At 70.5% G+C, this 21,543-nt stretch carries 18 protein-coding genes; 13 read left to right on the forward strand and 5 right to left on the reverse strand.

What is annotated here, in order from left to right; translation table 11 throughout:
• Positions 1–157 precede the first annotated feature (157 nt).
• The gene (ilvD, locus tag V5F53_RS14720; protein ID WP_393995108.1) at positions 158–2,011 is read left to right on the forward strand and encodes a dihydroxy-acid dehydratase; all 1,854 of its coding nucleotides are present in this window, start codon (positions 158–160) and stop codon (positions 2,009–2,011) included.
• Positions 2,012–2,646: 635 nt separating this feature from the next.
• Here the strand turns inward: ilvD and V5F53_RS14725 are convergent.
• The 3 genes from V5F53_RS14725 to V5F53_RS14735 all read right to left on the reverse strand — a co-directional run bounded on the left by V5F53_RS14725 (position 2,647) and on the right by V5F53_RS14735 (position 5,087).
• The gene (locus tag V5F53_RS14725; protein ID WP_393995107.1) at positions 2,647–3,627 is read right to left on the reverse strand and encodes a CVNH domain-containing protein; all 981 of its coding nucleotides are present in this window, start codon (positions 3,625–3,627) and stop codon (positions 2,647–2,649) included.
• Positions 3,628–3,784: 157 nt separating this feature from the next.
• Entirely contained in the window at positions 3,785–4,324 is a 540-nt protein-coding gene (locus tag V5F53_RS14730) for a CVNH domain-containing protein (protein ID WP_393995106.1), read from the reverse strand.
• Positions 4,325–4,400: 76 nt separating this feature from the next.
• Complete coding sequence (locus V5F53_RS14735) at positions 4,401–5,087, reverse strand: CVNH domain-containing protein (RefSeq protein WP_393995105.1); 687 nt, start codon at positions 5,085–5,087, stop codon at positions 4,401–4,403.
• Positions 5,088–5,546: 459 nt separating this feature from the next.
• On the opposite strand from V5F53_RS14735, the gene V5F53_RS14740 reads away from it, so the two are divergent.
• The 5 genes from V5F53_RS14740 (at position 5,547) to rpoN (ending at position 10,723) form a co-directional block, all read left to right on the forward strand.
• Positions 5,547–6,167: a ribonuclease D gene (locus V5F53_RS14740; protein WP_393995104.1), complete on the forward strand. Its 621-nt coding sequence runs from the start codon at positions 5,547–5,549 to the stop codon at positions 6,165–6,167.
• A 186-nt stretch (positions 6,168–6,353) separates the two neighbouring features.
• Positions 6,354–7,241: an LPS export ABC transporter periplasmic protein LptC gene (lptC, locus tag V5F53_RS14745; protein WP_393995103.1), complete on the forward strand. Its 888-nt coding sequence runs from the start codon at positions 6,354–6,356 to the stop codon at positions 7,239–7,241.
• A complete protein-coding gene (locus tag V5F53_RS14750) occupies positions 7,238–7,834 on the forward strand; it encodes an LptA/OstA family protein (protein WP_393995102.1) in 597 nt (198 codons plus the stop codon). Before lptC ends, V5F53_RS14750 begins: the two co-directional genes overlap by 4 nt.
• Positions 7,835–8,157: 323 nt before the next feature.
• Positions 8,158–9,147, forward strand: a complete 990-nt coding sequence (gene lptB / locus V5F53_RS14755) for an LPS export ABC transporter ATP-binding protein (RefSeq protein ID WP_393995101.1) — start codon at positions 8,158–8,160, stop codon at positions 9,145–9,147.
• A 34-nt stretch (positions 9,148–9,181) separates the two neighbouring features.
• Entirely contained in the window at positions 9,182–10,723 is a 1,542-nt protein-coding gene (gene rpoN, locus V5F53_RS14760) for an RNA polymerase factor sigma-54 (RefSeq protein ID WP_393995100.1), read from the forward strand.
• Positions 10,724–10,772: 49 nt separating this feature from the next.
• Here the strand turns inward: rpoN and V5F53_RS14765 are convergent, their stop codons facing one another.
• Entirely contained in the window at positions 10,773–11,372 is a 600-nt protein-coding gene (locus tag V5F53_RS14765) for a hypothetical protein (RefSeq protein WP_393995099.1), read from the reverse strand.
• 228 nt (positions 11,373–11,600) lie between these two features.
• On the reverse strand, positions 11,601–12,029 hold the full coding sequence (locus V5F53_RS14770) for an organic hydroperoxide resistance protein (RefSeq protein ID WP_393995098.1): 429 nt from the start codon (positions 12,027–12,029) through the stop codon (positions 11,601–11,603).
• Positions 12,030–12,233: 204 nt separating this feature from the next.
• Here V5F53_RS14770 and V5F53_RS14775 point away from each other — a divergent pair, with 204 nt between their 5' ends.
• From V5F53_RS14775 to truB, 7 genes are all read left to right on the forward strand, one after another.
• On the forward strand, positions 12,234–12,695 hold the full coding sequence (locus V5F53_RS14775) for a MarR family winged helix-turn-helix transcriptional regulator (RefSeq protein ID WP_393995097.1): 462 nt from the start codon (positions 12,234–12,236) through the stop codon (positions 12,693–12,695).
• Positions 12,696–13,051: 356 nt separating this feature from the next.
• Positions 13,052–13,927 carry a ribosome maturation factor RimP gene (gene rimP / locus V5F53_RS14780; protein WP_393995096.1) on the forward strand — a complete coding sequence of 292 codons (876 nt, stop codon included), beginning with the start codon at positions 13,052–13,054 and terminating at the stop codon, positions 13,925–13,927.
• Positions 13,927–15,513 carry a transcription termination factor NusA gene (gene nusA, locus V5F53_RS14785; RefSeq protein WP_393995095.1) on the forward strand — a complete coding sequence of 529 codons (1,587 nt, stop codon included), beginning with the start codon at positions 13,927–13,929 and terminating at the stop codon, positions 15,511–15,513. Before rimP ends, nusA begins: the two co-directional genes overlap by 1 nt.
• A gap of 22 nt (positions 15,514–15,535) precedes the next feature.
• Positions 15,536–16,333 (forward strand): RNA-binding protein, encoded by a 798-nt coding sequence (locus V5F53_RS14790; protein ID WP_393995094.1) that lies wholly within the window; start codon positions 15,536–15,538, stop codon positions 16,331–16,333.
• Positions 16,330–19,503, forward strand: a complete 3,174-nt coding sequence (gene infB / locus V5F53_RS14795; protein ID WP_393995093.1) for a translation initiation factor IF-2 — start codon at positions 16,330–16,332, stop codon at positions 19,501–19,503. Before V5F53_RS14790 ends, infB begins: the two co-directional genes overlap by 4 nt.
• 285 nt (positions 19,504–19,788) lie before the next feature.
• Positions 19,789–20,217 (forward strand): 30S ribosome-binding factor RbfA, encoded by a 429-nt coding sequence (rbfA, locus tag V5F53_RS14800; RefSeq protein ID WP_393995092.1) that lies wholly within the window; start codon positions 19,789–19,791, stop codon positions 20,215–20,217.
• On the forward strand, positions 20,214–21,362 hold the full coding sequence (truB, locus tag V5F53_RS14805; RefSeq protein ID WP_393995091.1) for a tRNA pseudouridine(55) synthase TruB: 1,149 nt from the start codon (positions 20,214–20,216) through the stop codon (positions 21,360–21,362). The genes rbfA and truB overlap by 4 nt, the downstream gene beginning before the upstream one ends.
• Positions 21,363–21,543: the final 181 nt, after the last annotated feature.

Below are 21,543 nucleotides of genomic sequence, written 5' to 3' on the forward strand. Positions count from 1 at the left end.
GCACCGGGCCCGGCTGTCACCTTCGTGTCGGGCGGGGGCGCCCGCGCCATGCTAGACTTCCTCTCAAAACCCTTTTCCCCGAGGCAACGCCGCTCTAAGACGGCCGGACGAGACGCGCCGGGCCCGTCACGGCGCCACCAAAGAGGCAACGAGGAACATGCCCCAATACCGCTCCCGCACTTCCACCCACGGCCGCAACATGGCCGGCGCCCGTGGCCTGTGGCGCGCCACCGGCATGAAGGACGGGGATTTCGGCAAGCCCATCATCGCCGTGGTGAACTCCTTCACCCAGTTCGTGCCCGGCCACGTGCACCTGAAGGACCTCGGCCAGCTGGTGGCGCACGAGATCGAGAAGGCGGGCGGCGTCGCCAAGGAGTTCAACACCATCGCGGTGGACGACGGCATCGCCATGGGCCATGACGGCATGCTCTATTCCCTGCCCTCGCGCGAGATCATCGCCGACAGCGTGGAATACATGGTGAACGCCCACTGCGCCGACGCCATGGTGTGCATCTCCAATTGCGACAAGATCACCCCCGGCATGCTGATGGCGGCGCTGCGCCTCAACATTCCCGCCGTGTTCGTCTCCGGTGGCCCCATGGAGGCCGGCAAGGTGCTGCTCTCCACCGGCCCCAAGAAGGTGGACCTGATCGACGCCATGATCGCCGCGGCGGACGACAAGGTGAGCGACGCCGACGTGCAGGTGATGGAGCGTTCCGCCTGCCCCACCTGCGGCTCGTGCTCCGGCATGTTCACCGCCAATTCCATGAACTGCCTCACCGAGGCGCTCGGCCTGTCGCTGCCCGGCAACGGCTCCATCCTCGCCACCCACGCCGACCGCCGGCGCCTGTTCGTGGAGGCCGGCCACCTGGTGGTGGATCTTGCCCGCCGCTATTACGAGCAGGACGACGACAGCGTGCTGCCGCGCGCCATCGCCTCGTTCCAGGCGTTCGAGAACGCCATGACGCTCGATATCTCCATGGGCGGCTCCACCAACACGGTGCTGCATCTTCTGGCCGCCGCCAACGAAGGCGAGGTGGCCTTCACCATGGCGGACATCGACCGGCTGTCCCGCAAGGTGCCGGTGCTGTGCAAGGTGGCCCCGGCGGTCGCCAACATCCACATGGAGGACGTGCACCGGGCCGGCGGCATCATGGGCATCCTGGGCGAGCTCGACCGTGCCGGCCTCATCCATACCGGCCTGCCCACCGTCCACGCCCCCACCCTCAAGGACGCTCTGGACCGCTGGGACGTGAAGCGCACCCACCTGGAAAGCGTCACCACCTTCTTCCGCGCCGCCCCGGGCGGCGTGCCGACCCAGGTCGCCTTCAGCCAGGCCAGCCGCTGGGACACCCTGGACACGGATCGCCAGAAAGGCGTCATCCGCGATGTGGAGCACGCTTATTCCAAGGATGGCGGCCTCGCCGTGCTCTATGGCAACATCGCCCTCGACGGCTGCATCGTGAAGACGGCCGGCGTGGACGCCTCCATCCTGACCTTCCGGGGCCCCGCCCGCATCTTCGAGAGCCAGGACGCGGCGGTGGAGGCGATCCTCTCCACCGGCGGCGTCAAGCCCGGCGACGTGGTGCTGATCCGCTACGAGGGCCCGCGCGGCGGGCCCGGCATGCAGGAGATGCTCTACCCCACCTCCTACCTGAAGTCGAAGGGCCTCGGAAAGGCATGTGCGCTGGTGACGGACGGGCGCTTCTCCGGCGGCTCCTCGGGCCTGTCCATCGGCCATGTCTCGCCGGAAGCGGCGGAAGGCGGCGCCATCGGACTGGTGGAGGACGGGGATATCATCGAGATCGACATCCCCAACCGCACCATCCGCGTGGCGGTGTCGGACGAGGTGCTGGCCGAGCGCCGCGCCGCCATGGAGGCCAAGGGCGACGCCGCCTTCACGCCCGCCAGCCGCAAGCGGGTGGTGTCCCAGGCGCTGCAGGCCTATGCGGCGCTCACCACCTCCGCCGCGCGCGGCGCGGTCCGCGACGTGCGCGGCCTGAAGCGCTGACGGCGGCGCCGGCGGTCGTCCACCCGCATGTCGTCCACCCGCGTCCGCCCCCCACGCGGACGCGGGGCCGGCGTCCCGGTCCGGCTTGAGGTCATTGGCTCCGGCCTCCGAACGGCGCCAAGGGGACGCCTGCGCCCCCGATGGCTGCGCCGAAGGCTGGGCGTGCAGGGCGGGCGTCCCCTCTTCATCTGAATTTGACCTAGGTGCGCGAGCTGAACTCACGGACCCCGGTTGAGCACGCGCGGCGTCTGAACGACCCCACCTGGGGCCGATCGAAGACCGGGGCATGGCATCGGAAGTGCCGGCCGCCGGGCCAGGTGCTGACATGGCGGACGCCGGACGACACGACGGCGCGTGAGGTTCCCCGAAACACCATGCCCGGTCCGCGGTCGCCCCGGGGCCGGCTCCGGCCGGCACGGCCGGACACATCTCATACCATCGGCCCCGGTCTTCGACCGGTGCCAAGTGGGTCCGCTCAAGCGCCGCGCGGGCTTGACCAAAGGTCCATGAGTCACGCTCATGGGCCTTTGGTATCAGACCATCCGCCCGGTCTTCGATCGGCCCCAATTGGGTCTGCTCACGCGCCGTGCGAACTCGGCCGAAGACCTATGAGTCAAGCTCATGGGCCTTTGGTCTCAGCGGCAGGTCAGGCGGCCGTCGTCATTGGCGATGTCGCGGCCGGCGCTGCACCAGCTCACGGCGGTGGTGGCCTCGGTCCAGCGGCCGTTCCGGTCCTTGCAGCTGGCCTTCAGCCAGCCGGCCACCACGCGGATATCGCGGCAGGAGGCCGTGTACGAACCCGGCGGCGGACGCTCGCCCCAGGAGCCGCCCGAACCGCACCGCAGCGAGCCATTGTCGTTGTAGATGTCGGCGCCGCGCTGGCATTGCGAGACGTAGAGCGGCACCGAGGTGCGGAAGAAGCCGCCGCGATCCTGGCAGCGGGCCCGGATGGCGCCGCCGCTGAAGGTGATGTCCTGGCAGGTGGCGATGTAGGAGCCGGGCGGCAGCGGCTCGCCGCCCCCCCAGCCCCCGCTCGACCCGCCGCCCCGGTTGCCAGAGGATGAGCCATCGCAGCGCAGGCTTCCATCCTCGTTTGAAATGTCCCGCCCCCGGCAGGAGCCGACATGGAGCGTGGCGGGCAGCCAGGTGCCCAGCCGGTTCAGGCAGAGCGCGCGCAGCGTCTGCGAGTCGAAGACGATGTCGCGGCAGCTGGAGAGATAGGAGCCGGGCGGCGCCACATTGCCATAGGTGGTGGCCGGCTGCGTCGCGGGCCGGGTGGCCGGCTGGGTGGCGGGCTGCGTCGCCGGGCGCACGGGGGCGGTCACCACCGAGCCGCCAAACCCGAACAGGGACGACCCGCGGCCGCACCACAACTGCCCGTCCTTGTTCGCGATGTCGCCGGTGCAGGAGGCGAAGTCCTCCAGCAGGGTCACCACCCACCCGCCGTCGCTGGTCTCGCACACGGCTGCCAGATCGCGCCCGGAGCGAATCTTCGCCTCCTGGCAAGAGGCCAGGTAACTGCCCGCCGGCAGGTCCCGCGCTCCGGCCGGCGCAGCCGACGCCAGCAGCACCGCCACCATGCCGAGAACCGGCCAGACCCCGCGCGCCACCCCCATCGCCCCCTCCGCGTTCAACCCTCGCGCACCGTAAAGCACCACCTGCCGCACCGCCAAGCCTCGCCAACGTCGATCGCAGGGGCGCAGCCTGAGCCGCACGCCAGCCGGCCTGGCGGTGGGCCCCGCCCGCGCCCGGCGCCAGGGCCGCGCCCCGGACTCAACGGCAGGCGAGCTGGCCGTCCAGGTTGGCGATGTCGCGCCCGAAATTGGCGCACCAGTTGGCGACGATGCCGGCCTCCACCGCGCGCCCGGCATGGTCCGGGCAGGTGGCCTTCAGCCAGCCGTCCTCCAGGCGGATATCGCGGCAGCTGCCCATGTAGGAGCCGGCGGGGGGAAGCCGCGCCGCCGCGCGGGCGGCGGGCGTCTGGATGCCGAGCACCGTCAGCGCCCGCATGCAGAACAATGTTCCATTCCGATTGGAGATGTCGCCGACGCAGAAGGGGTAGTCCTCCAGCCGCGCCGCCACCCAGACGCCGCCCGCCGCCGCGCAAACGGCGGTCAGGGCGCGCCCCGACAGCGTCACCTCCCGGCAGGAGGCCAGATAGGTGCCGAGCGGGATCCCCTGGGCCACGGCCGGCATGGCCGGCACCGCCGCCCCCAGCGCCAGCAGCGCGCCGCACAGGCGGAGAACGCCCCACCGCAGAACACTTGGCCGCAGAACACTTGGCCCCCCTCGAATCACACCTCGCGCGGTCATCCGGTGATCCCTCGCGGTTGGCGGCCGGCGTGGCGCGCCGGCGGCAGAAGGGGGCGCGGACGCGCCCCCTTCCCGATCAACGGCAGATCAGCGCGCCGTTGAAATTGACGACGTTCGGCTGCGGGCTGCAGGTCGCAAGGTTCAGCCGCGCATCGCGCCAGTTGCCGTTCATGTCGCGGCAGTCGGCCGCCAGCCAGAAGCCCGCCACCCGCGCGTTGCGGCACGTCTGCAGGTAGGAGCCCGGAGGCACCGGACGCGGACGGCAGGTCAGGCGACCGTTGTCGTTGAAGATGTCGCCGCCGGGGGCGCAACCGAACAGGTCGAGGCTGGTGGGCCGCCAATCGCCGGCCCGGGTGCGGCACATGGCGTTCAGGGTGTTGCCGCGCTGGTCGATCTGCGAGCAGGTCGCGCGATAGGAGCCGGGAGGGCCATTGCCCTGGCCGGGACGGGGACCGGGACCGGGGCCAGGGCCGGGACCGGGGCCAGGGCCAGGACGGCGCTCACACCACAAGCGGCCGTTGAGGTTGGCGATATCACCCCGGCACTCGAAAAAGTTGTCGAGCCGCGTGGTGTTGAACACGCCCCGGCGCTCGGTTTCGCACAACGCCACAAGATTGCGGCCGCCGCCGCGCACCTGCACATCGCGGCAGGTGTTCAGGTAGCTCCCGGGAGGCGCCGGCTGCGCCCGCGCCGGCGCCCAGGCGCCGCCCGCGAGAATCAGGAAAAGGGCGAGCAGACCCGCCCAGCTTATGCGTCGTTTCATGTCAACTCCCAGCCCGAGATGGCGCGAGACCAGAATGCGGGACGGCCCGCGTCGCCGGCCGGGGCGCCACCACCCGACCCTGCCACCGCCGCGCCCCATCGGCCCCGCGCGCCGGGATGGACCCGGCAGGGGATTCGAGCACTCCCCCCGCTCACGCGGAAGAACACGGCAGGACAAGGCCTTGGATCATGCCCGCTAAGCGACGAGACGCGAAACCACCCCATGGGGCACACGGCTTCCCCGCCCGGACGGTGCCCCCACGCCCGGCGGTCATGGCGCCACGCGCGACGGGGCGTCGGCGCGGTTTCCCACAGGTCCGCTCATATCACGGCGGCGGAAAGGTCGCGACATCCGCTTGCGCAGCGGGCCGCCTCGCGCGTAGCTGTCGCATCCCCGGCGATGCCGTTGCGAACGGACCACGCCGCCTTATCTCCCCCGCGGAACGAGAACACACCGCCCATGACCATCCGCCTGCACCAGGGCGACCTGCCCGCCGACTTCGTGGCCGCGCCCGTGGTCGCCATCGACACCGAGACCATGGGCCTCAACCCGTTCCGCGATCGGCTGTGCCTGGTGCAGCTCTCCAATGGCGACGGCAGCGCCGACCTGGTGCAGCTTCCCCAGGGCGCCAACGCCCAGAGCGCGCCCAACCTCGTCCGCCTGCTCACCGATCCGGCGGTGACCAAGCTGTTCCATTTCGGCCGCTTCGACATCGCCGTGCTGCAGCATACGTTCCGGGTGATGCCGCAGCCGGTGTGGTGCACCAAGATCGCCTCGCGGCTGGTGCGCACCTACACCGACCGCCACGGGCTGAAGGAGCTGGTGCGCGAGCTGCTCGGCGTGGACATTTCCAAGCAGCAGCAGAGTTCGGACTGGGGCTCCGGCGACCTCACCGACGCCCAGCTCACCTATGCCGCCTCCGACGTGCTGTACCTGCACGCGCTCAAGGCGAAGCTGGAGGAGATGCTGGCCCGGGAAGGCCGCACCGCCCTGGCCGCCGCCTGCTTCGCCTTCCTTCCGGCGCGGGCCGCGCTGGACCTCGCCGGCTGGCCGGAGCAGGACATTTTCTCCCACTCCTGAGGCGGTCCAAGAGAAATGTGCGCTGCAGCAAGTCCTTATCGGGCGCTCTTGCGCGCGGCGCGCATTTCGGACACTTTGGCGGCCCGGCACGCGGGGCGACGTGTCGTCGGATCACCGATGTGTGGAAGCGTTTCCCCGGGGATCTGGCGCGCGAGCCGGCACTCACCTTGCCGCCGGATGGGGAAGATGAACCGACACGTGCCGCCACGCGACCTCGACACCGATGAGGCGACCGCCTTCACCCCGCCGCCGCCGCCCGACTTCCGCCGGGCGCAGCGGCACAGCTCCCGTGTGCGCTGGATCCGGCGCATCCTGCCGGTGGCGGTGATCGGCGGCGTCGTGCTGCTGGGCGCCGGGGCCCTGCTCAACAGCCTGAAGGTCAAGATCGACCTGCCGTTCGACGTCGGCCAGCTCACCTTGTCCGGCTCCCGGCTCACCATGGAACTGCCCAAGCTCTCCGGCTTCACCGACGACAACCGGGGCTATTCGGTCACCGCCAAGACCGCCACCCAGGACCTCACCCGCCCCGACGTGATCGACCTCACCGACATCGAGGCGAAGCTGGAGATGGCCGACCACGGCTGGGCCCGCGTGCAGGCCCGCAAGGGCAGCCTCGACACCAAGAGCCAGTTCATCACCCTCGACGACGGCGTCGAGCTGGCGATGAAGGGCGGCTATGGCGGCCACCTGGAGAATGCCGAGGTGGACGTGAAAAGCGGCACCATCGCCACCGCGCGGCCGGTGACCTTCACCTATCTCGACGGGCGGCTGGTGGCGGACACGCTTAAGGTGACCGACCGCGGCGAGAAGGCGCGGTTCGAAGGCCATGTGCAGCTCGACTTCCGCATCTCCGACATTTCCCGCGCCAATGCCGCCAAGGCGGAGGAAGCCAAGCGGGCGGAGGAGGTGAAGGCAGCCGAGGCACGGGCGGCGGCGCAGCGGGCGGCGCAGCGCCCCGAGCCCCCCCATGCCGACCGCGCCGCCGCCACCGGCTCCATTCCCGGCGCCCCGGCGGCCGCGGCCGGCGACGACATCCCCCTCATCACCTCTCCACGACCGGTGCCGCACCCATGACCACGACGCCCCGCCGCGCCCTCGGCGCCCTGATGCTGGCCGCCTCGGCGCTCCTGGCCGGCCCCGCTTTGGCGCAGACCCAGGGGCAGAGCGTGCCGAACGCGCTGCAGGGCTTCGCCCGCAACCGCGACGAGCCGGTGCGCATCAACGCCAATTCGCTTGAGGTGCGCGACAAGGACAAGGTGGCGGTGTTCTCCGGCAACGTGGTGGTGCTGCAGGGCGACACCACGCTGAACTCCAAGGACCTGCTCGTCTATTACGACGGCTCGGTGGGCGCTCCGGAAGAAGGCGCCGGCATGAAGCAGGGGCAGATTCGCAAGCTGGAGGCCACCGGCGGCGTGGTGGTGCGCACCAAGGACCAGACCGCCACCGGCGAGACCGGCATCTTCGAGATGCAGTCCAACACCGTCACCCTCACCGGCAAGCCGGTGGTGCTGACCCAGGGGCCGAACGTCATCCGCGGCCAGAAGCTGGTGGTGAACCTCGTCACCGGCGTGTCCCGCTTCGAGGGTGGGCGGGTGGAGAGCCTGATCGTGCCCGGCAGCCTGAAGAACCAGGCGCCGCCCGCGCCGGCAGCGCCCGGCGCCCGCTGAAGACGGCCGGCCTCCGGCCGGTTCCCGCTTCGCGCCACCTCAAAATCGTTCTATATCTGGTGACATCGGCTGTCCGGCCCCACGCCATCGCGCGGTGCCCGACGGGCTTTGCGCCCCGCGCGCCTACGTGCGTGCTCGCTTGCACGTCTCGGCGCGCGGCTTCGCCACGGTGCCGCCGGGCCTGCGCGGCGCGGGCCGAATGCGCGCGCCACCCTGCCGCAGCCCCACCCACCCCATTTCGGCCCATTTTTTGCTTGTAACGTTGCATCCCTCGCGCGGACGCTTTACACCTGTCGCTCATGGACCGCGGGCCGGAGGTAGAGTTGAACGTCCTTTCCCTATTCGGCAGGGGCGCCACCAAGCGCCGGAACAGCGAAATCAGCCTGAATCCCGACTTCGAGGCGGATCACGACAGCTTTCGCGCGCCGGGGGCCGCGTCCTCCCCTCGTCGTCCGGACGATGACAGGGACGACGACGGCGGCGGTGAAGCCTTTGTCACATGGCCGTCGCAACATGCCGACGCGCCCCCGCCCCATGCAGATGCGCCGCGCCGGCGCCAGCACGCGGACGACCCCTATGCCGACACGGGCGTCGGCGCCCTGGCCGCCTATGGCCTCGCCAAGACCTATGGCGGCCGCAAGGTGGTGCGCGACGTCTCCATGTATGTGCGCCGGGGCGAGGCGGTGGGCCTGCTCGGCCCCAACGGCGCCGGCAAGACCACCTGCTTCTACATGGTCACCGGCCTGGTGAAGGCCGATGCCGGCCGCATCGAGCTCGACGGCCACGACGTCACCCCCATGCCCATGTATCGCCGGGCGCGCCTCGGCATCGGCTACCTGCCCCAGGAGGCCTCCATCTTCCGCGGCCTCACCGTGGAAGGGAACATCATGGGGGTGCTGGAGGTGACGGTCTCCGACCGCCGCCAGCGGCAGGAGGAGATGGAGCAGCTCCTCGAGGAGTTCAAGATCACCCATGTCCGCAAGTCGCCCGCCATCGCCCTGTCGGGCGGCGAGCGCCGGCGCGTGGAGATCGCCCGCGCGCTGGCCAGCCGTCCATCCTTCATGCTGCTGGACGAACCCTTCGCCGGCATCGATCCCATCGCCGTGGGCGACATCCAGGCCCTGGTGCGCCACCTCACCACCCGCGGCATCGGCGTGCTCATCACCGATCACAACGTGCGCGAGACGCTCGGGCTCATCGACCGCGCCTACATCATCCATTCCGGCTCGGTGCTGATGGAGGGCGATCCCGACTCCATCGTCTCCAATCCGGACGTGCGGCGGCTCTATCTCGGCGAGGAGTTCCGCCTATGACCCCTGCCCTCCTCTGTCCCCGGGAGGAGCGTCGATGGCTCTGACCCCGAAACTGGAATTCCGGCAAAGCCAGTCTCTGGTGATGACGCCGCAGCTGATGCAGGCCATCAAGCTGCTGCAGCTCTCCAACATGGAACTGGTGGCCTATGTGGAGGCGGAGCTGGAGCGCAACCCGCTGCTGGAACGCGCGAGCGAGGACGGCGGCCCGGCCGAGAGCAACGAGATGGAGGCCCCCGAGCCGCCCGCCTCCGAGCGCGACGCCCAGTCCGGCGACTGGATGACCGGCGACATGGAGCCCAGCCGGGCGGAAATGGAAACACGGCTCGACACCGATCTCGGCAATGTCTTCCCCGACGACGCCCCGGCCGAGCGCGCCGCGGCCACCCCCTCCTCCAGCCCGTCTTCCTCGTCCAGCGAGTGGAGCAGCGGGGGCGGCGAGCGGGGGGAGGACTATAACCCGGAAGCCTTCCTCGCCGCCGAAACCACCCTTGCCGACCACCTGGAAGCGCAGCTCTCGGTGGCGGAAACCAGCCCGGCGCGGCGGCTCATCGGCCTGCACCTGATCGGCCTCATCGACGAGACCGGCTATTTCACGGGCGACATCGGCCAGGTGGCGGAGCAACTCGCCGCCAGCCGCGAGGAGGTGGAGGATGTGCTCCGCCTCATCCAGAGCTTCGAGCCCACCGGCGTCGGCGCGCGCAACCTGTCGGAATGCCTCGCCCTCCAGCTCAAGGAACGCGACCGCTACGATCCGGCCATGCGCGCCCTGGTGGAAAATCTTGAACTGCTGGCCAAGCACGACCGCAACGCCCTGAAGCGCATCTGCGGCGTGGACGCCGCCGACATCGCCGACATGATCGGCGAGATTCGCCGGCTTGATCCCAAGCCCGGCCTGGCCTTCGGCTCCGGGGTGGTGCATCCGCTGGTGCCGGATGTCTATGTGCGGCCCGGGCCGGACGGGGCCTGGCTGGTGGAGCTGAATTCGGAAACCCTGCCGCGCGTGCTGGTGAACCAGACCTATCACGCCACCGTGGCCAAGGTGGCCCGCTCGGCCGGCGACAAGAGCTTCCTGGCCGAGTGCCTGCAGAGCGCCAGCTGGCTCACCCGCTCCCTCGACCAGCGGGCGCGCACCATTCTCAAGGTGGCGAGCGAGATCGTGCGCCAGCAGGACGCCTTCTTGCTGCACGGCGTGCGGCACCTGCGGCCGCTGAACCTGCGCACGGTGGCGGACGCCATCGGCATGCACGAATCCACGGTGTCGCGGGTGACGTCCAACAAATACATCTCCACCCCGCGCGGCGTGGTGGAGATGAAGTTCTTCTTTTCCTCCGCCATCTCCGCATCCGGCGGCGGCGAGGCCCACTCGGCGGAATCGGTGCGCCACCGCATCAAGACGCTGATCGACGCCGAGGCGCCGGACGACATCCTCTCCGATGACACCCTGGTGCAAAAGCTGAAGGACGACGGCATCGACATCGCCCGCCGCACGGTGGCCAAGTATCGCGAGGGCATGAATATTCCCTCGTCCGTCCAGCGTCGGCGCGAAAAGAGCGCCCTGCGCAGCGAGGCGAGCTGAACGCGCCGGCGCGCGTCCCGCCACACCCCAGCCGGCGCGGGGGGTGCGCTCACGCCCGCTGGAGCTCATAGATCTCACCGCCGGTGAGGGCGGCGCTTCCGGGCCATATCTCGAATTGGACGCCCTGGTCCGTGCCGCCATTGCGCGGCGAGCTCGGAATGCCGAGGGCCATCGCCGCTGCGATCGACAGCTCGCCGATACTCCCGGCACCGCTGACGTCAGCCACCACGGCGTCAATGCTCCGGCCGCTGTAGCCGATCCTCGCCCGACAGCCGATGACCACACCCACCGCCCGCAGCCGGACGAGCGGATTGACCACCGCATAGGGCACGGTGACCGCATCCACATAGCGGGGGGTGATGGGTCGGCCTTTCCAGGCATAGGTGGTTCTGGAATAGACGTTGCCATTGGTGTCCGCGAGGGGGAACCCGTCGCCCCGGTCCATCAGCACGTTGTGCCAGCCGGCATTGGGCCAGCCGGCGTTGGCCAGGGCATCCAGGCCGTTATCATCCATGCGATAGGCGAAAGGCGCGCCCCTCTGCCCATTGGCCCCGTCGGCATCGATGGCGCCGCCGGAGTGCCAATGCACCCGCCCGTCATCATCCTGAACGACCGAAATCCCCTTGATCTTCGCCAGTTCGATCGGCATGTCGCCCTCCCGCGCCACAACCACTTTTCATAGTTGCACAACCTGATTTTACTGCAATGAAAAGTTGAGGGGCGAGGACGGCCACAGCCCGGCGCGGCGTGCCTCCGCCACCCGGGAAGGACGATCGGGGCGGACGGAGACCGGGCGATCCGATCCCGCGCGCTGACGCATCGCGCGGGATCGCCGGCGCATCCCGCCGGCCCGGATCACCCCGGGACCCGGGCCGCGTCAGACCAGGGTCAGCGTCACATCGATGTTGCCCCGCGTCGCGTTGGAGTAGGGGCACACGAAATGTGCCTTCTCCACCAGCTGCTGCGCGGCGGCGCGGTCCACCCCCGGCAAATCGATAGCCAGCCCGATGTCGAGGCCGAAGCCGCCGTCGGAGCGCGGGCCGATGCCCACGGTGGCGGTGACGGTGGCGTCCGCCGGCACCTTCGCCGTGCCGCCCTGGGAAGCGACGAACTTCATGGCGCCGAGGAAGCAGGCCGCATAGCCGGTGGCGAACAGCTGCTCGGGATTCACCCCCGCGCCGCCGGGGCCGCCCAGCTCCTTCGGCACCACCAGCTTCACGTCCAAAGTGCCGTCCAGGGTGCCGGACCGGCCATCACGGCCACCGGTGGCGCGGGCGGAGGTGCGATAGAGAACATTGACCGACATGATGTGTCCTTTCGGCTGGGAGAAGCGGAAACTTTAATGCGCTCACGATTAGATCGTGCACAATCTATCTCACGGCGCGACCTCGCCGTCAAGCGCTTGCGATAAGATCGTGCACGAATTATTTCTGCGACAGTCAGAGCCCCCACCCGGCGCTCCCGCGCATGGCGGAGCCCGGGTGCCGCAGCCCGCCGATCCGGAGCGCCCATGAGCGAGCACCCCCCTTCCCCCATGCCGAGGCCGCGCCTCGACCATCACCTGTGCTTTGCCATCTACGCCGCGGGCCACGCGTTCAATCGCGTCTACAAACCGCTGCTCGAGGCCATCGGCCTCACCTATCCTCAATACCTTGTGATGCTGCTTCTGTGGGAGCAGGACGACGTGCCCGTGGGCGCCCTCGGCGAGCGCCTGTCCCTGGACTCGAGCACGCTCACGCCGCTGCTGAAGCGCCTGGAGGCCATGGGCCACCTCACCCGCGCCCGCGATACCCGCGACGAACGGGTGGTGCGGGTGCGCCTGACGCCGCAAGGCCGTGCGCTGGAGCAGGCCGCCGAACGCATCCCCGAGTGCATCCTCGCGGCCACCGGCCTGGAGATCGAGGACCTCACCCGCCTGCAACACCAGATCACGGCGCTGCGCGCCCGCCTGGAGCAAGCCGTCGGAGGCTGAGCCCCCCCACAGGCAACCGCGCGGGCGGCCGCACGGGCGGCCGCACGGGCGACGATGCCATCGAGCGCCGCCGCGTGTCCCCGACCCGGCGACCGACGGTGATTCCCGCAAAGAACGGATGGGGCGCGCGGCCCGTCTTGCGTCTTCGCCAATTCCAGCTATATTTGTGCTGTCCCCGGATGGGGATGCCTCAGCGCCATCGCAGTCGAAGGTGATGAGAGTGGGTCCCGGCGGGGCCCGCTCCGTTTCTGTTTATCCGGCTGTCGTTTACCGGATACGCGCGGCGCACAGGCCTGAAATTGACCCCGGCATCGCGTCGCTGAACGGCGCGCGACGCCCAGCCGTCCCGGAGGGACATGACCGAGACCCTCGTCGTGCGCGACGACCCGAGCGAGCCGCGCCTCATCACCGAAACCGGAGTGGCCGCCCGTGTGGCCGCCATCGCCGAAGGCGTGCTTGGAGCCCTTGGCTATCGCCTGGTGCGCGTGAAGGTCACCAATCGCGACGGCGGCACCGTGCAGATCATGGCCGAGCGGCCGGACGGCACCATGAGCATCGACGATTGCGAGGCCGCCTCCCGCGCCCTCTCGCCGGTGCTCGACGTGGAAGACCCGATCACCAGCGCCTATCGCCTGGAACTGAGCTCCCCCGGCATCGACCGGCCGCTGGTGCGCCGCTCCGACTTCGTGCGCTGGGCCGGGCACGAGGTGAAGGTGGAGATGAGCGTTCCCGTGGACAGCCGCAAGCGGTTCCGCGGCATCCTCCTGGGCACCGAGGGCGAGCTCGCCCTGGTGCGCCGCCAGGACGCCCGCGCCGACGAAGACCCCACCGTGCGCCTGCCAGTGGGCGACATCCACGACGCCAAGCTGGTGCTCACCGACGCCCTCATCACCGAAGCCCTGCGCGCCGCCAAGGCGGCCGGCGCCGAGCTGGACGACGACGAGGAAGCGTTCCTGGAGGACGCGGACGCCGGCGCCGATGCCGACGCCCACGACGATAGCCAGGACGACGCCCGGGGCGAGACCCGGGACCAGGCGGCTGGAACCGCCCCTGCCGCCAAGGCGCGCAAGGCCCCCTCCGGCCGGGACGAGGGCAAGCGCGTGCGGCCCGCCATGGGCAAGCCAAAGGCGGACAAGGCCAAGAAGGCGGCGACCAAGAAGGCCAAGGCCAAGAAGTCGAACGCCAAGAAGTCCAACTTCGAGATCACCGGCACCGTGAAGGAGACGCACTGATGGTGGCCGTCAGCGCAAACCGGCTGGAACTGCTGCAGATCGCCGATGCGGTCGCGCGGGAAAAGTCCATCGACCGCTCCATCGTCATCGCCGCCATGGAGGATGCCATCGCCAAGGCCGCGCGCTCGCGCTACGGCCAGGAGACGGACATTCACGCGGACATCAATCCCCGCACCGGCGAACTGCGCCTGGCCCGCCACCTTCTGGTCGTCGACGAGGTGGAGAACACGGCCACCGAGATCACCCTGGACGGCGCCCGCCGCCACAATCCGGCGGCGCAGGTGGGCGACACCATCGCCGACACCCTGCCCCCCTTCGACTTCGGCCGCATCGCCGCACAGAGCGCCAAGCAGGTCATCGTCCAGAAGGTGCGCGAGGCCGAGCGCGACCGGCAGTATGACGAATACAAGGATCGCATCGGCGAGGTGCTGAACGGCCTCGTCAAGCGCGTGGAATACGGCAACGTGGTGGTGGACCTCGGCCGCGGCGAAGGCATCCTGCGCCGTGACGAGCTGCTGCCGCGCGAGACCGTGAAGACCGGCGACCGGATCCGCGCCTATATCTACGATGTGCGGCGCGAGCCGCGCGGCCCGCAGATCTTCCTGTCCCGCACCCATCCGCAGTTCATGGCGAAGCTGTTCGCCCAGGAAGTGCCGGAGATCTATGACGGCGTGGTCGAGATCAAGGCGGTGGCCCGCGACCCCGGCTCCCGCGCCAAGATCGCGGTCATCTCGCGCGACCAGTCGGTGGACCCGGTGGGCGCCTGCGTCGGCATGCGCGGCTCGCGCGTCCAGGCGGTGGTGAACGAGCTGCAGGGCGAAAAGATCGACATCATCCCCTGGAACCCGGACATCGCCACCTTCATCGTCAACGCGCTGGCCCCGGCCGAGGTGGTCAAGGTGGTGCTGGACGAAGATCGCGAGCGCATCGAGGTGGTGGTGCCGGATGCCCAGCTTTCGCTGGCCATCGGCCGTCGCGGCCAGAACGTGCGCCTCGCCACCCAGCTCACCGGCTGGAACATCGACATCATGACCGAGCAGGAGGAGAGCGAGCGGCGGCAGAAGGAATTCGCCGAGCGCACCAAGATCTTCGCCGAGGCGCTCGACCTTGATGAGATGATGGGCCAGCTGCTGACCTCCGAGGGCTTCACCTCGGTGGAAGAAATCGCCTATGTGCCCATCAACGAAATCGCCTCCATCGAGGGTTTCGACGAGGACACCGCCGCCGAGCTGCAGTCGCGCGCCCTGAAACATCTTGCCGCGGTGGAAGAGGGCTTCGACACCCGCCGCAAGGAACTGGGCGTCGAGGACGGGCTGAAGGAGCTTCCCGGCCTCACCACCAAGATGCTGGTGGCGTTGGGCGAGAACGACATCAAGACCGTGGAGGACCTGGCCGGCTGCGCCACCGACGACCTGATCGGCTGGTCGGAGCGCAAGGACGGGGAAACCACCCGCCACACCGGTGCCCTCGACGGCTTCGAATTCTCCCGCGAGGATGCCGAGCAGCTCATCATGCACGCCCGCGTCGCGGCTGGCTGGATCACCGCCGAAGAGGCCGGTGACGACGCCACCCCCGCAGACGCCTGAAAGCCGAAGGAGATGACCCGCGGTGAACGCAGAACTGGCAGAGGTGGAGACGGACGACGGACCGCGCGGGCTTGGCTCGCCGCGGGCGCCCTTGTCGCGCCTGTGCCTTGCCCGTCGGGTCGTCGCCCCGGTCGCCGACATGGTTCGCTTCGTGGTGGGGCCGGACGGGCGCATCGTCCCGGACCTCGCCCGTAAGCTGCCCGGGCGCGGCGCCTGGGTGACCGCGACCCGCGCCGATCTCGAAACCGCCCTGAAGCGCAAGGCCTTCGGCCGCGCCTTCAAGGGCAAGGGCGCGCCCCCGCCCGACCTCGTCGCCCTGATCGACGCGCTGCTGGAAAAGGACGCCCGCGCCAGCCTGTCCCTCGCCAACAAGGCGGGGCAGGTGGTGACGGGGACCATGAAGGTGGAATCGGCGCTCGCGTCCGGCTCCGCCCGCGTGCTCCTGCACGCCGCCGACGCCCGCCCCGACGGGGTGCGCAAGCTCGACGCCTTCGCCCGCCAGATGGCCCGGCAGGCGGAAGACACGGGCCGGCCGGCGCTCGACATTGTCAATTGCTTACCCGGCGTTGATTTGGACTTGGCGTTGGGGCGGTCAAATGTGGTACATGCGGCCCTGCTTGCGCATCCGACGACAGCGGGATTTCTCGCGCGCTGCCGCAAGCTCGGGCGCTGGCGGACGGGGATACCCGTCGGCGACGAGCAAGGGGCACCCGTGAGCGGGGACCTTATCGCTCTGGTTCCATCAGCTGATCACCAGAGCGGCGAAGACAAGGACAGCAGCCGAGCGCCCGGCCGGATGCAAGGAACGGATACGGAATGAACGACACGAAGACACCCGGCGACAAGACGCTCCATCCCGCCCCCGGCAGCAAGACGCTCACACTGAAGCGCCCGGTGGAGCAGGGCACGGTGCGCCAGAGCTTCAGCCATGGCCGCTCCAAGGCGGTCGTGGTGGAGAAGGTGAAGCGCCGCGTCATCCCCGGTGAGGCGGGCCAGCCCGCGGCTGCGGCTCCGGTCGCGCCGGCGGCGCCCGCGCGCCCCGCCGCTCCCGCGGCGGCGGTCGCCGCGCCCACGACTCCCCCCGCCCCGCCGCCCGCCGCGCCCGCTGAGATCCCGGTCGCCCCGGTGACCGCGGCACCCGCCACGCCGGCCGCTCCCGTCGCCGCTCCCGTCCAGGCTGCGGCTCCGGTTGCGCCGCAGCCGGTGGCGGCGCCCGCGCCCGAGGCCAAGATTCCCGACGCTCCCGCGCCCGCCGCGGAGGCGAAGGTCGCCACGTCGGCGCCGACCGCTGCGCCTGCCGCCACCGCGCCTGTCGCGGCGGCCGCGCCCGTCGCCCCTGTCGCCGTGTCGAAGCCTGCCGCACCCGCCGCCCGACCGGCCGCACCGGCCGGCGCCACGCCGCGCCCCTCCGCCCCGCAGGGCGCGAGCCAGGGCGGCGGCCACGGCGGTCCCCGGCCGGCCGGAGGCGCCGGCCAGCGGGCCGGTTCCGGCGGTCCTCAGCGCTCCGGCGCGCCGCAGTCCAACCGCCCCGGCCAGGGTTCGAGCCAGGGTCAGGGTCAAGGTGGCCAGCGGGCCGGCGGCGGCAGCGACCGCCGCGCCGGTGGTCCCCAGGGCCGCCCGGGCGCGCCGCGCCAGGGCGGCTCGGGCGTGGTGCTGCGCACCCTGACCGAGGAGGAGCGCAACGCCCGCGCCAGCGCGCTGGCGGATGCCCGCGTCCGCGAGGTGGAAGAGCGGCGCATGGCGGAAGAACGCCGCATCGCCGAGGAGGAGGCCCGCCGCCGCGCCGAGCGCGAGCGTGTGGAGCGCGCCGAGCGCGAGGCCGCCGAGGCCCGCAAGCGCGAGGAAGATGCCCGCCGGGCCCAGGAGGACGAGAGCAAGCGCCGCGCCGAGCAGGAGGCGCGCAAGCGCTTCGGCGAGGAGCAGGGCGCCGGTGCCAGCCGTCCGGCCGGCACCGCCACGCCGGCCCGCCCGGCCGCGCCGCGCGCGCCGACCACCGCCGCGACCACGGAAGAGGACGAGCGCCGCGCGGTCCGCAAGGGCCCGAGCGCGCGCGTCACGCCGCCGGCCAAGGTGCCCCGCGCACCCGCCGGTCCCGAGAAGCAGCGTGGCCGCCTGACCGTGGTCACCGCTTTGTCCGGCGAGGAAGAGCGCCAGCGCTCGGTGGCCTCGTTCCGCCGCCGGACCCAGCGCATGACCGGAAACCGGGCGCAGGAGAGCAAGGAAAAGATCGCCCGCGAGGTGATCCTGCCCGAGACCATCACCATCCAGGAACTCGCCAACCGCATGTCGGAGCGGGGCGTGGACGTGATCCGTCTGCTGATGAAGCAGGGGCAGATGCTCAAGATCACCGACGTGATCGACGCCGACACCGCCGAGCTGATCGCCGAGGAGATGGGGCACACGGTGCGCCGCGTCTCGGAATCCGACGTGGAAGAGGGCCTGTTCGACACGCCCGACGCCCCGGAAACCCTGCTGCCGCGCCCGGCCGTCGTGACCATCATGGGCCACGTCGACCACGGCAAGACCTCGCTTCTGGACGCGATCCGCAAGGCCAACGTGGTGTCCGGCGAGGCCGGCGGCATCACCCAGCACATCGGCGCCTACCAGGTGACCGCGCCCTCGGGCAGCAAGATCACCTTCATCGACACCCCCGGCCACGCCGCCTTCACCGCCATGCGCGCCCGCGGCGCCAAGGTGACGGACATCGTGGTGCTGGTGGTGGCGGCGGACGACGGCGTGATGCCTCAGACCATCGAGGCCATCAACCACGCCCGCGCGGCGGGGGTGCCGATCATCGTCGCCATCAACAAGATCGACAAGCCCGGCGCCAAGCCGGAGCGGGTGCGCAGCGAGCTGCTGCAGCACGAGGTGCAGGTGGAGAGCATGGGCGGCGAGACGCTCGAGGTGGAGGTCTCCGCCAAGGAGCGCCTCAACCTCGACAAGCTGCTGGAAGCGATCGCCCTGCAGTCGGAGCTGCTGGACCTGCGCGCCAGCCCCGACCGCGACGCCGAGGGCACCGTGGTGGAAGCCAAGCTCGACCGCGGCCGCGGTCCGGTGGCGACCGTGCTGGTGCAGCGCGGCACGCTGAAGGTGGGCGACATCGTGGTGGCCGGCGCCGAGTGGGGCCGCGTGCGCGCGCTGCTGTCGGACACCGGCGCCAATGTCGACACCGCCGGGCCATCGTTCCCGGTGGAGGTGCTCGGCTTCAACGGCACTCCCGAGGCCGGCGACCGCCTGGCCGTGGTGGAGAACGAGGCCCGTGCCCGCGAGATCACCGATTACCGCCAGCGCCAGAAGCGCGAGAAGGCCGCGGCCCGCTCCGCCACCATGCGCGGCTCGCTCGAACAGATGATGAGCCAGGTCAAGTCGACCGGGCGCAAGGAATTCCCCCTCATCATCAAGGGCGACGTGTCGGGTTCGGTGGAAGCCATCATCGGCGCCCTCGAGAAGGTGGGCAACGACGAGGTCCAGGCCCGGATCATCCATTCCGGTGCCGGCGGCATCAACGAGAGCGACGTGACGCTGGCGGAAACCTCCGGCGCCGCGATCATCGCCTTCAACGTGCGCGCCAACAAGGAAGCGCGGGACGCGGCCGAGCGGGCGGGCATCGAGATCCGCTATTACAACATCATCTACGACCTTGTGGATGACGTGAAGAAGGCCATGAGCGGCCTGCTCGCTCCGATCACCCGCGAGACCATGCTCGGCAACGCGGTCATCAAGGAGATCTTCGCGGTCTCCAAGGTGGGCAAGGTGGCGGGTTGCCAGGTCACCGACGGCATCGTGGAACGCGGCCAGCATGTCCGCCTCATCCGCGACAACGTGGTGATCCACGAGGGCAAGCTCGCCACCCTCAACCGCTACAAGGATGCGGTGAACACGGTGCACGCCGGACAGGACTGCGGCATGTCCTTCGAGAACTATCAGGACATGCGCGCCGGCGACGTCATCGAGTGCTACCGCGTGGAGATCGTGCAGCGCTCCCTGTAGGCGCCTCGCGGCTATTCCTCCCCTCCCCCGCACGATCCGGCTACCGCCGGGCGCGCGGGGGATCGGCTGCGGCCAATTCCGCCGCCGCGTGGGATAATGCCGGTGCGCCGGCGTGTACGGTCCACCGCCACACGTTTCCGGCCGATTCGCGTCGCCTATGGCGACGTGGATCGGCATGGCGTTTCCCTTTTCGACATCACCGGAGCGGCGCGGTCCAAGCCCGTCCGCTCCCCCTGAAGACGAAGGCGCCCGGCCCCGCCGCCGGCGCCGCTGAGGCTTGAACCCATGAGACATGAAACCCGCACCGGAGGCGGCCCCTCCCAGCGCATGCTGCGTGTCGGCGAGCTGGTGCGCCACGCCCTCGCCGACGTGCTGTCGCGGGGCGACCACATCGACCCCGTGCTCTCCGGCCACATCATCACGGTGCCGGAAGTGCGCATGTCGCCCGACCTGAAGATCGCCACCTGCTACGTCATGCCCCTCGGCGGCAAGGACATCGGCCCGGTGCTGAAGGCGCTGGACTCCAATAGCCGGCACCTACGCACCGAGGTCGCCCGGCGGGTCGACCTGAAATCCGTTCCGGAGCTGCGCTTCCGCAAGGACACCTCGTTCGACGAGGGCGCCCGCATGGACGCGTTGCTGCGCTCGCCCGAAGTCGTGCGCGACCTCGACGGCACCCCTGATCGCGACGACGAAGAGACGAACCGCGAATGACCTCCGCATCTGCTGCCGCCCCCGCCGCCCCGGAGCCCGCCGAAGCGCTGACGCCGGACCCGATCGTCCCGGCGCCGGACAACGCCGCCCTCGCCGCCGCCCCTGAAATCACCTCGGCTGAGGCCGCCCCGCCCCCCCCCGCCGGCCGGCCGCGTGGCCCGCGTGGCCCGCGCGAGCAGGACAACCGCCCCCGCGTGCCGAAGCGCGACCTCGACGGCTGGGTGCTGCTCGACAAGCCCGTGGGCCTCACCTCCACCCAGGCGGTGACCGTTGTGAAACGCCTGTTCGGCGCCAAGAAGGCCGGCCATGCCGGCACCCTCGATCCCCTGGCTTCGGGCTGCCTGCCCATCGCCTTCGGCGAGGCCACCAAGACCGTTCCGTATGTGATGGACGGCCGCAAGACCTATCGCTTCACGGTGCGCTTCGGCATCGAGACCGACACCGACGATGCCGAGGGCAAGCCGGTCGCCAGCTCCGACGCCCGTCCGGCGGACGCGGAGATCGTCGCGGCGCTGGCCAGCTTCCGCGGCGAGATCATGCAGGTGCCGCCGGCGTATTCCGCCCTGAAGATCGGCGGCGAGCGCGCCTACGACCTGGCCCGCGAGGGCGCGGCCGTGGTGCTGGAGGCGCGGCCGATCACGGTCTTCAGCCTGGAGTTGGTGGAGCGGCCCGACGCCGACCACGCGGTGCTGGAAGCCGAATGCGGCAAAGGCACCTACGTCCGCGCCATCGCCCGCGATCTCGGCCGCGTGCTGGGCTCCCGGGGCCACGTGGCGGCGCTGCGCCGCACCTCGGTGGGTCCGTTCCTGGAAGAGGACCTGGTGCCCCTCGACGAATTGCGCGAGCGCGCCGATGCCGGCGACGAGGCCCTGCTGGACGCCCTCGACCCGGTGGAATTCGCGCTCGAGGAGCTGCCGCAGATCGCCGTCACCCCGCCCGACGCGCACCGGCTGCGGTGTGGCCAGAACGTGATCCTGCGCGGGCGCGACGCCCCGATCATCGACGGTCACGCCGCCGTCTTCTGCCAGAACGCGCTGATCGCCATCGGCGACGTGGAAGCGGGCGAGATCTACCCCCACCGCGTGTTCAACTGGGCCAAGCGGGCCAAGCTGCCGCGCCGGCCCGACGCCGAGGCGCCGCGCTGAGCCGCCGGCCACCGCCCCCGCGTGGCCTCGCTCCGCGGCGGGCCGCCCCGGGCCACCCGGTCGGGACCGGTTCGCCGCCGGCGCGTCCGGCCGGTCCCGGCCGGTCAATATTCCGCTGGCTCTTAACGGGAAATCCGTTATAGTTCTTGCGCGCGGACGGTGCCCTTGGGTGCCGCTTTTT

It is taken from the genome of Xanthobacter cornucopiae (assembly GCF_043195065.2).
Lineage (GTDB): Bacteria > Pseudomonadota > Alphaproteobacteria > Rhizobiales > Xanthobacteraceae > Xanthobacter.